The organism is Clostridia bacterium, assembly GCA_036562685.1.
In the GTDB taxonomy this organism is placed as follows: Bacteria; Bacillota; Clostridia; order Christensenellales; family DUVY01; genus DUVY01.
In genome coordinates this window covers 1-4,003 of the sequence record DATCJR010000028.1, presented here as the reverse complement: position 1 = coordinate 4,003, position 4,003 = coordinate 1, and the positions used below count along the sequence as shown (strand labels likewise).

At 33.5% G+C, this 4,003-nt stretch carries 3 protein-coding genes and 1 pseudogene; all 4 read left to right on the top strand.

The features are described 5' to 3' along the window. Positions 1-723: 723 nt before the first annotated feature. The 4 genes and pseudogenes from VIL26_01110 (at position 724) to VIL26_01095 (ending at position 3,928) form a co-directional block, all read left to right on the top strand. Entirely contained in the window at positions 724-1,272 is a 549-nt protein-coding gene (locus tag VIL26_01110) for a helix-turn-helix domain-containing protein (protein ID HEY8389542.1), read from the top strand. A gap of 239 nt (positions 1,273-1,511) precedes the next feature. Continuing rightward, entirely contained in the window at positions 1,512-2,654 is a 1,143-nt protein-coding gene (locus VIL26_01105; GenBank protein ID HEY8389541.1) for an FRG domain-containing protein, read from the top strand. A 68-nt stretch (positions 2,655-2,722) separates the two neighbouring features. Continuing rightward, positions 2,723-3,172 (top strand): hypothetical protein, encoded by a 450-nt coding sequence (locus VIL26_01100; protein HEY8389540.1) that lies wholly within the window; start codon positions 2,723-2,725, stop codon positions 3,170-3,172. Positions 3,173-3,379: 207 nt separating this feature from the next. Next, a pseudogene (locus VIL26_01095) lies at positions 3,380-3,928 on the top strand (AAA family ATPase). Positions 3,929-4,003: the final 75 nt, after the last annotated feature.

Genomic DNA, 4,003 nt, shown 5'->3' with positions numbered 1-4,003 from the left:
CAAAATGGCTAAGATGTGAAGCCGGATGATGTGCTTGATGTTTAGAAAAGAATGAAGTTTGAAGTGTTATGTTAACTATGAATTTTAATGGGTCGAACAGTGGCTTCGGTCACTGATTTAATACAATATTAATTGTACAAGTGAGTGAAGTAAATGAATTATAATGAATATTGTCGTTCGGTAATTGACCATTATCCTGAATATGTCACGCAAAAAGAGATGTGCAAAATCTTGGGTATTTGCACATCAACTGCCTACTCAATTCAAAAAAAGGCCTTATTCCCTTTGAATATGTAAATACACCAGAAGGAAGAAGACAACGGATAAAGATTACAGACATCCTTCTATATCAATATAAAAAGATGTGTTTTTGTGAATTGGAAAATGAGTTTGTTAAAAATTTACGCAATTATTATCAAAAGCAACTACGTGACTTTCCTCAATTGCTTTTGGTTTCTGATATAGTGCGTTTTACCGGGTATGGAAAGACAACAGTGAACAATTGGATATTACGTAATGAACTGAAGCCTCTTACTTATAAAAATAAGCGGATACAATCACTTAACCGAGGTAAAGGGTCTCTTATAACGAAAGATGCATTTCTTGATTTTTTAACCAGCACATACTATCGAAGTATAACAAGGAAATCAAGCATACATAAAGAGCAAGCCAAACAGTACGAGCAGCTCTTTGACATGCTTATTGTGAAGCGAGGTGCTCGGAATGCCTGATTATAGTTTCCTATTAAGTAAGTATCCTGAATTTGTAACGAAAGATCAGTTTTATAGGATATGTCATATAAGTAAAAACACAGCACTATATTATATAAAAAATGGTTTCATTCCTTGCATTGATTCTGGAAGAAAGACACGCAGATACAAAATTGCAATAAAAGATATTATTTTCTTTTTAGAAGACAGAGACAAAAATCCTGAAAAATATTATTTGCCGAATAATTATAATAACCCATTTTTGCCAGGCTCAATTAGAAGATTTAAGTTTAAATCGCGACCTGACCAATATAAAAACCATTACAAACTAAAAGGCATAAATGAGGTTAAAGATTATAAGCAATATCTTGAAATGCAATTTGCAGATTATCCAGATATGCTGACAAGTAAATATATACAACAAGTTACCGGTCACTCACCAAGCACAATAATTTCATGGTGCAAGTCCGGCAACTTAAAGTATATAAAACACCATAGCAAATACCTTTTCCCCAAAAAGAGTGTTATTGATTATTTGTACAATCGTGAATTGCAACTATGAAGATAGTGCCGTTTGTTCTCTTATAGAGCAAATGGCTTTTTTATTGAATAAATAATCATTTTGAATTGCAAAGAAGATGGATAATAATGGGGGTATGTATGTTAGCCAGCGCTCATTTAAATATTACCTTTCCTTCCCTTTAAATACATAAAAACAGTTTGTATAAATGATATAATTAAATTAAATTAAATCAATTAATCATTTTGGGAATTGGAGAATTGCAGAGGTGAATAACAGAATTGAGGGATATTAACAGTATTCAAGAACTCAGTGAATCTGATATTTTTGAATTATTAAAGTTAAATGAAAAAGACAAGATTTTTGCTGAAAATATTAAAATAAATCGGATGTCAGGAAAAGATCCTTATGCTAAAGGAGATTTTCGCTTGAATTTTTATAAAGAAGTTATGTCTGACATGTATACTGACGGGTTTATGATGGTATATCCACATGGAACTGTAGTGCGGCAAGCAAGAAGAAGTTTCTATTATCGCGGTGAGAACCAGCTATATCCTTCTACATCGCCATCACTGTGCAGGTTTTTAAATAATATAGAGAATGAAGAAGAAAGAGCTGTTGAACGTTTTGTTGCTGATATGAAAATAGCTGAATTTAATACATTGCTTTTCAAATTTCAACATACCGCTGATTTTTTGGAAAAAGGTGTTAGCGTCCTATCAGAGCAACTTGCTCAACACTATGGCCTGAAAACCCAGTGGTTGGACATTACAAATGACTTTAATGACTTTGAAGTAGCTTTGTTTTTCGCCTGTTGTAAATATAATAAAAATTACAATATGTGGTCTCCGTTAACGAAATCAGATTTTAAGAGAAATGAAAATACTCAGTATGGTATCATATTCAAAAAGAATACAGAATTAACAGATTTGTTACTTGGATGTGATTTATCATTGGAGGGCAATATACTTCCTATTGGTTTTCAGCCTTTTATGAGAAGTCATATGCAAACAGGTTATGCAATACTAATGAATGATCACATGGATTTACAAGACGACATGGATTTTGAAATGTATAAATTTAAGCATAGTGAAAAATTATGCAGTCTTATATACAAAAGAATGGATTGTGGTAGAAAAATATATCCTCACGAGGGATTAGTCTCGGTAAAAGATCAAATTGAATTAATTGAACAAAGTCGGGAGTTTAGTCGTAAAGCATTTGAATATGCTTATAACAAAACAGATTATAAGGTTAAGGATTGGGAACAACTATTGAATAAATATCAATATTACATAGGAAAGACTCCAATTAATTTGTCTCGACAAAGAATCAGAGCTGTAAATCGAGCCTATAAAAAGTTTGATATTGAAAAAATATATAACATCAGATTTGTATCTCGCCTATGTTATATACCTACATAAGTGCTTTAAAGACATTAGTTTTTGGCAAAGAACAGTTTGCGTGGTAAGGTGAAGTGGGGTTGAATAGTATGGAAAAATGGAAACCTAAAAATTTTGAAGATAAGTTACTTTATCAATACTGGAGTACTTCAAAGGGAAGTTTGTTTTTAGAAGTACCTATTGGTAATAGAAGACTTGGGAACTGGCCGCTTGAATCAAAAATCCGTCGGATTGATGGGATTATCGTGAGCAGTGAAAAAGACTATGAAGAACCTAAAGTTTTTAATTCCAAAGAGTATACTCTTAATGAACTTCTTAACCTGTTTCAGAAAAAAACAGTAGAGTTAATTGAAGTAAAAAAGAATCTCAATCGATTAGTGATTGGCCAGGTAATAGCAGGTATGGATATGTTTGAAAGGCAATATCAAGCAAACATAATAGTCCCTGTAATTTTGTGTCAGAACGGAGATCCAGCGTTAGAATGGGTTTGTAGAAAAAGAAATATTAAAGTACAGATTATTCGATGCACTAATTCCTAATATGTCATATATGCCTATAATGAGTAGACACTATTTTTTTGATTTCTAAATCAAATTAAAGATTTACTGTAAGGTTTCCTTTCAGAATTCCAACTGCTAACACTATTTTTTAACATAACCTAAATAAATAATGATTATAAGAAAAAAGCCGTTTTCTTTATTCAATGATAAAGCAAGCGGCTTTTTGCGTGAAAGGAGGAGTTTTAAGTGTCAAAAGTAATCGCTCTTGCCAATCAGAAAGGCGGTACGGGGAAAACAACTACAACGGTCAACCTCGGCATCGGTCTTGCTACACAAGGTAAGAAGGTGCTCCTGGTAGATGCTGACGCGCAGGGTAATCTGACGGATTCATTGGGTTACCAAGAACCAGACAATCTGCCAGTTTCATTGGCTACTATCCTTACTAAAATCATGATGGAGGAACCATACAACGTAGATGAAGGCATCCTTCATCATGCGGAAGGTGTGGATCTTATGCCGGGCAACATAGAACTATCTGCTATTGAGGTTTCACTGGTTAATACCATGAGCCGTGAAACGGTACTGCGCACATTTATCAATACGGTAAAAGATAAATATGATTATGTGCTGATTGATTGTATGCCTAGTTTGGGTATGTTGACAATCAATGCCCTTGCAGCAGCAGACAGTGTGATTATTCCGGTACAGGCTCATTACCTGCCAGCTGTAGAAGTCAATACCAAAATGCATAAAAAGGGCCTTTTGAAAATGTCGTTTTTGGGTACTAATTTTGCGCCTGTTGTTTTGAAGGAGCTATCAACTTATCCTTGGTTCTATATGACTTTCCTGTAATATTTATGATTATTGAGT